This window comes from Frankia sp. AgKG'84/4 (assembly GCF_023242965.2).
In the GTDB taxonomy this organism is placed as follows: Bacteria; Actinomycetota; Actinomycetes; order Frankiales; family Frankiaceae; genus Frankia.
The window spans coordinates 1-6,343 of record NZ_JALKFU020000300.1 but is presented as its reverse complement, the minus strand read 5'-3'; the positions used below and the strand labels follow the sequence as shown (position 1 = coordinate 6,343).

Genomic DNA, 6,343 nt, shown 5'->3' with positions numbered 1-6,343 from the left:
CCGCCGCCGCCCGGGCGCTGGCCGCGGGCGCGTTGCCGCGACGAGCACGGGTCCTCGTCGACGGCTCCACGCGGGCGAGGCAGACCGCGCGGGCACTCGGCCTCGGCACACTGGCCGGCGAGGCGGGCATCCAGGTCGACCCGGCGCTACGCGACCTCGACGTCGGCACCTGGCGAGGCCGCGACCTCGCCGAGATCGCCCTCGACGACCTCCATCGCTGGCACGAGGAACCGGCCATGACGCCGCCCGGCGGCGAATCCCGGATCGACCTGTGCGCCCGGGTCGAGGCCTGGCTCGCCGACATCGGCGACGCGGAGCACGTCATCGCCGTGAGCCACCCGGCCGTCGTGCGCGCGGTGCTGCTGCACGCCCTGTCCTGCCCGCCGGAGGTCTTCTGGCGCATCGACGTGGCCCCGCTCACCGCGACCCTGCTGCACCGCCCCGCCTCCGGCGGCGACCCCGCGTCAACCACTCCCTGGACGCTCACCCACGCCTGCCGGCCGTTGTAGAACGCCGGCCCGCGCGACGACCCAGCTTCCGAGCCGAATTGCGCTTTGGTTGTGCTCGGCCGTCGGGTCGGATCCGCTCAGAGCTGGCCGTGGCGGGGCGGGGGCGTGCCGGTGAGCAGCCAGCGGCCGATGTGCTGGACCTTCCAGCGGCTCGGGTCGTGCAGGGTGTGGGTGCGCCCGTCGCGCCAGTGGCGGTGGAGGTTGAGGGCGCCGGCGGCGCTGCGGGTACCGCCGAGCTCGAACAACTCGGCCGCGGCCCGCACGGCCGCCCGCGCCCCCGCGACCTTCGCGACGGCGGTGGCGATCGAGGCGCGGGCAGTGCTGTCGTCGGTGGGATCGAGCTCGGCCGCGTCGATAGCCGCGGCCGCCTCGCGCAGAAGCGCTTCCGCGGCCCGGACGTCGATTTCCAGTTCGCCGGCCTGCTGGATGAGCAGCGGGTCGTCGGCGGCCCGGTCGACGCCGGCATCGGCCCATGGCCGCGCCTTCGCGACCACCCCGACAGCGGCGTCGAGCGCCCCGCGGGCTATTCCGGTGTCCAGCGCGGCGTGCAGGACCTGGGCGCGGGCGCCATAGGTCGTCGGCCCGTCGAAAAGGGAGGTGAAGGCGACGATCTGGTCAGCGTCCACGGCCACGCCGTCGAGACGGACGGTGCCGCTGGCGGTGGTGCGCTGGCCCATGCCGTCCCAGTCGTCCTCGACAGTCACCCCAGGGGAATCACGACGGATGTAGGCCAACGCTTTGCGGCGCGTGCCATCGGGCCCGGGAGGCTCATCGGCGAGGACAGCCCGCACGACGAGCCAGTGCGCGAACAGCGCCCCGGTGCAGTAGTACTTCTCGCCAGACAGCACGTATCCGCCGTCCTGCCTGCGGCGCAGGGTGGTGGCGTCCTCCGTGATCGTCCGGCCGCCGCGCTCGGTCTGCGCATTGGCGAAGCGGTGGCCGGCGAGGGCCTCCGCGAAGAAGCGGCGCTGTTGGTTGTCGTCGCCCTGGCGGCGCAACGCGTCGAGGAAGACAAAGTGGCTGTGCGGGATCTGGGCGAGGCTGGCGTCCGCGGTGGCCAGCACCCGGAAGATTTCCGCCAGGGTCGCGACCGAAACGTCGACCCCGCCGAACGGCGCCGGCACGGTGACCCCGAGCAGCCCCGAGGCGGACAGCTGCTCGACCTGATCGGAGGGCAGCACCCGGCCCGCGTCCCGCGCCGCGGCGCCGACGGCGAACCGGGCCGCGATCCCGCGGGCAACCGCGACCGCCTCGGCATCGGAGCGCGGTACCGGCACCGGCGGCTGGTCGGCAGCGACGATCTTGGCTGTCCCGGCGGCGAACGGGTTATCGGACACGGGCAACATCTCCCACCTCGGCGTACGTGCCGGCCCACGGGAACGGAACAGGCGGCGCGCTTGTCGGCCGGGCAGGGGCCTGGCGACTCGAACGCGACGGACACGCGTCGGTCATCATGACCGGCCCGCGTCCCCACGTCGACGTCCGCTGCCCGACATCGATCCGCCTCCCGGCGGCGCCACGGACCACTATGTGTGGCGTGCGAGGTCGGGAAGGTCTCCCGCGTGGGCGGGGACGACGCGTGCTGGCCCGCAGCAGTTGGCCGGGAGGCGATCAGATCCTACCAGCGCAGTACCAGGCGGTCTCGTGCGGCCGGCTGGGTGATTGCGACCGCGCTTCAGCCCAGGTCGAGGAGTTGTTCGTGGAAACCGCCGAAGGCGCGGGTGCGGTCGACGAGGTGGATCTCCAGGATCCAGTGGCAGACGCGGCCGTCGTGGTCGAGGCGGCGCATCGGCTGGTCGCTGCCCGGCGTCACGTAGTACTCGATCTTGTTGCCGGGGATGCGGACGTGCGGGAACTCGCCGACGAGGTGGCCGGCGATCGGGCCGCCGAACGACCAGCCGGCCTGCTCGGCGAGGCGACCGACGGCGGCGTAGAGCTCGGCGCCGGTGATGTCGGGGTGGGCCTCGAAGTGGCGCTGGCCGGCGTCGAAGATTCGCGGTAGGTCAGCGAGCAGGCGGTGCTTGATCGGGTCGTCGCCGAGGACGAACGTGCGGCCGAAATCAGCCTCCCAGCCCTCGAAGACCGGGCCGAAGTCGGCGAAGGCGATGTCGTCGTCGCCGATCAGGCGGTCGGGCGGGTTGTCGTCGTAGGGGTGCAGGGTGTTCGGTCCGGCGCGGACGATGCGCTTGTGCCAGTGCCGCTCGACGCCGAACATCTCGTGGGCGAGGTCGCGGATGGCATCGCTGACCTGCCGTTCCGTGCGGCCGGGAGCGACCAGCCCGCGGGCCGCCACCTCGTCGAACAGCTCCCGCGCCCGCGCCTGCGCGGCGAGCAGGCGCTCCGCCCGTCCGGACTCTGGCTCCACGTTGCCCATCGTAGGTGGCCGTCGAGACGCCCCGCCGTCGGCGCCTGCCGGCCCGGCGGGTCCCCGACCCCCTGTCCCACACCGGCAGCATCAGCGGAAACAATGCAGGCGGACCTGAGCCGGTCGGGCCGGCGTGACACGAGGAGGCCCAGCACATGGACGCCGCGGATCCGCCCACCACCGGCCCGGACCCGGACCCGGACCCGGACGAGGCAGCCCTCATCGACGCCGCTCGGGCGGGGGACGCCGACGCGTTCCGCCGGCTGGTGACACCACTGCAGCCGCGGTTGCGCGCGCATTGTTACCGGATGCTCGGCTCGTTGTACGACGCCGAGGACGCGTTGCAGGACACGCTGCTCAAAGCCTGGCAGAACCTGGGTGGCTTCGACGGCCGGGCGAAGATCAGTACCTGGCTGTATCGGATCGCGACGACGACGTGCCTGAACGCGATCCGCAGCCGGTCGCGACGCGCGCTGCCGCTCGACACCGGGTTCCGGGCGTCCGGGCCGGGCGACGCGACGGGCACGCCGGTCGCCGAGTCGGCGTGGTTGGAGCCCTTCCCGGACGCGGCCCTCGGGCTCACCGCCGAACCGGACCCGCAGGAGTCCTACGAGCTGCGCGAAAGCGTCGAGCTGGCGCTGGTCGCGGCCTGGCAGCATCTGCCGGCGAACCAGCGGGCGGCGCTGATCCTCACCGACGTGCTCGGCTATCCGGCCCGTGACGCGGCGAGCCTGCTCGAGACGACGACCGGTGCGCTCAACAGCGCCCTACAGCGCGCCCGCGTCGTGGTCGCCGAGAAGGTGCCGGCGCAGTCGCAGCAGGCCACGCTGCGCCAGGTCGGCGACACGAGGATCGACGCGGCCGTCGAGCGGTTCCGCACCGCGATGGACGCCGCCGACGTCGACGCGGTCGTCGACCAGCTGCGCGAGGACGCGACGTGGTCGATGCCGCCGCAGCCGGCGTGGTTCGCCGGGCGTGCCGCGATCGCCGCGTTCCTCGTCGAGAACCCGTTCCAGTACTTCCGCTGGCGCAGCGTGGTGACCCGGGCGAACGGCCAGCCGGCGCTGGCCGCCTACTCGGTGCTCGCCACCGACCCGCCGGACGCCCCCTACCTGCCGCACGCGATCAACGTGCTGGCCTTCGACGGCGACCGCATCGCCGAGGTCACGACGTTCCTCGACGTCACCCGCCGCGGCATCACCGGCCCGGACTTCCGCGCCTTCACCGACACCGGCCTGTTCACCCGCTTCGGTCTTCCCGCGTCCCTTCCGGCCTGACGGGCTGTCCGCCGTCCACAACACGCCGAGGACGGTGGCGAACAGCGAGGACACCGGGGTGTCCGCTCACGGCCGGGCGCGACGGGTCTCCTCGAGGACGCGGGTGAGCAGCGCGGCCGCGTAGTGGTCGATCGGCGGGACCTGGCCGGCCGGCAGCAGGCCGCGCTCGATGATCAGGCGCGTCACCCGGGCGGCGAGCAGCGTGTGGCGCACCGACGCGAACAGCAGGTAGGCGTCCAGGTCGGCCAGCGGGCGGCCGAGCAGGTCGGCGTAGCGCGCCTCGGTGGCGGCGCGCCCGGGCAGTCCGGGCAGGCGGGCGACCCCCACGCCCTCGCTGAGGTGGCGGTCGAGGTGCAGGTACCAGGCGAGGTCCGTCTCGGGCTGGCCGAGGGACATCATCTCCCAGTCGAGCACCGCCGCGACCCGCTCGCCGGCGGCCGCGAAGATCAGGTTGCCGAGCCGGGCGTCGCCCCAGAGCAGCCGGGGCGGGTGCCGCTCGGCCGGCGGATGCGCGCGCAGCCAGGTGAGGGCGGCGCCGACGGTCTCGGCGCTGTCGTCGGCGAGGGCGAAGAAGTCCAGGTGCCGCTCGTAGGCGGCGAGCTGCTGGGCCAGGCCGGTCGGGCCGTACTCGGGCTGCCCGGCGAACTCGACGCCGAGCGCCACCGGGTCCAGCCGGTGCACCCGGGCCATCGCGGCCAGGCCCGCGTCCCACACCCGGGCCTGGCCGTCGTCATCGAGCTCCGACGGGAAGCCACCCAGGTGGTAGGGCGGAATGTCGGGCGGCACCTGCCCGTCGACAAGACCGAGGACGACGAACGGCGACCCGAGCACCGTCGGATCGGGCTCATACCCATACACCGGCGCGACGCCGACCCGGCCGTCGCTGGCGAGGATCTCCATCAGCCGGAACTCGTCGGCGAACCGGTCCCACGGGTAGAGCCGGTAACGCCGTGGTGCGAACCGCAGCACCAGCGGCCGGGACACCCGCTGCCCATCCGCGCCGATCCGCTCCGCCGGCAGCCGCATCAGCTCCGCCGAGAGTCCCTGCCCCCGGGGCGTGCTCGGCTCCCCCAACTCCCAACGGACGGCTTCGCCCGCCGGCGCGTCGCCGAGGACCCACCCAGGACCGGGCGGATGGTCGGCGAGCCACGCCGCCAGCGCGCGGCGCAGGCGCCGCGGGTCAGCCGCCGCGGTGGAACTCAGGTACGGTCCTGGATCTCCCGGACCGCCCGGTCGATGTGCTCGCTGTGCTTGTTGCCGGTGCGGTCGTCGATCACATCGCCGAGCTTCTCGGCCGCGGCGTCGACCTTGTCGTCGTGCTTCTCGGCCAGGTCACCGAGCTTGTCGAACGCACCCTTGAAGTCCACCATCGAACGCTCCCTCCGTCATGGCGTGCCGCGTGGGTGTCAGCCCGCCGCTCGGCCGTGCCCGGCCCACCTCTCAGCGTCGCCAGGAAGAACGATACCGAGCGGAACGGCCCGATCGGTACGTTCCCGGTTCAGCCGGGACCGAAGATCGGCCCGATCGGCGGGACGTGCACCTCGACGTCGATGCCCCGGCCAGCCGGGCCAGGGACGCCCCTGGGACCGGCGGGACCGGTCACCGGCGCGTAGTCGACGTGGGCGCCGGTGAGCTCGGACCGCACCGTCAGGCCGGTGTCACCGACGGTCCCGGCCGCCGGTGTTCGTCAGGGCGTAGGTCGACGATGCCGGCAACGCGAAGGACGGTTGCCGCGAAGCCGGCGCTGACGTCAGCCGCTGTGGTGACCACGACGACATCGCAGGTCTTCGACTCCCCGGGCAGGAGGTTGCCGCTCCGATTACATGGAGTAACCATCGGGCGATGGTGTCAGGCTCCGCGCACCCGTCCCGCGTCCCGCGTGTCGCGGACGCCGCATGCCGACGGCCTGCGCCCTACCGGTCCGGGCTGGCGCGGTCGACCTGGGTCGCGGGCCGGCGGCGGAGCAGGAGCAGGGTGGCGTCATCGTCGCTGTCGGGGTCGCGGCAGCCGTCGAACAGCTCGTCGCCGAGGTCGCGCAGGGCCGGGGCGGTGGGCGCGGTGCGGGCGGCGCGGGTCCGCAGCCGTTCGATGCCGACGTCGGGCGCCTCGCCGCGCCGCTCGGTGAGGCCGTCGCTGAACAGCACCAGCGTGTCCCCGGGGGCGAGGCGGAGGGTGGTCACGGGGCCGGTGGC

General features: G+C 73.7%; 8 protein-coding genes. 2 read left to right on the top strand and 6 right to left on the bottom strand.

Translation table 11 applies throughout. The annotated features are described in order from the left end of the window. Positions 1-509, top strand: a 509-nt coding sequence (locus tag MXD58_RS17405) for a histidine phosphatase family protein (RefSeq protein WP_250609565.1), incomplete at its 5' end; no start/stop codon positions are given. 77 nt (positions 510-586) lie between these two features. Here MXD58_RS17405 and MXD58_RS17400 read toward each other — a convergent pair. After that, positions 587-1,855, bottom strand: coding sequence for an SfnB family sulfur acquisition oxidoreductase (locus MXD58_RS17400; protein WP_250609564.1), 1,269 nt, complete (start codon positions 1,853-1,855; stop codon positions 587-589). Between the two features lie 329 nt (positions 1,856-2,184). Then, complete coding sequence (locus tag MXD58_RS17395; RefSeq protein WP_374616271.1) at positions 2,185-2,883, bottom strand: M24 family metallopeptidase; 699 nt, start codon at positions 2,881-2,883, stop codon at positions 2,185-2,187. 146 nt (positions 2,884-3,029) lie between these two features. Between MXD58_RS17395 and MXD58_RS17390 the strand changes: the two genes are divergently transcribed. Then, positions 3,030-4,151, top strand: coding sequence for an RNA polymerase subunit sigma-70 (locus MXD58_RS17390; RefSeq protein WP_248840642.1), 1,122 nt, complete (start codon positions 3,030-3,032; stop codon positions 4,149-4,151). Between the two features lie 66 nt (positions 4,152-4,217). On the opposite strand, the gene MXD58_RS17385 is transcribed toward MXD58_RS17390, so the two are convergent. The 4 genes from MXD58_RS17385 to MXD58_RS17370 form a co-directional block, all read right to left on the bottom strand. Further along, positions 4,218-5,177, bottom strand: coding sequence for a phosphotransferase family protein (locus tag MXD58_RS17385; RefSeq protein WP_248840641.1), 960 nt, complete (start codon positions 5,175-5,177; stop codon positions 4,218-4,220). 173 nt (positions 5,178-5,350) lie between these two features. After that, on the bottom strand, positions 5,351-5,521 hold the full coding sequence (locus MXD58_RS17380; protein ID WP_248840640.1) for an antitoxin: 171 nt from the start codon (positions 5,519-5,521) through the stop codon (positions 5,351-5,353). Positions 5,522-5,649: 128 nt separating this feature from the next. Next, a complete protein-coding gene (locus MXD58_RS17375; RefSeq protein WP_248840639.1) occupies positions 5,650-5,796 on the bottom strand; it encodes a hypothetical protein in 147 nt (48 codons plus the stop codon). Between the two features lie 268 nt (positions 5,797-6,064). Beyond that, a partial coding sequence (locus MXD58_RS17370) for a SpoIIE family protein phosphatase (protein ID WP_250609562.1) occupies positions 6,065-6,343 on the bottom strand: 279 nt, incomplete at its 5' end.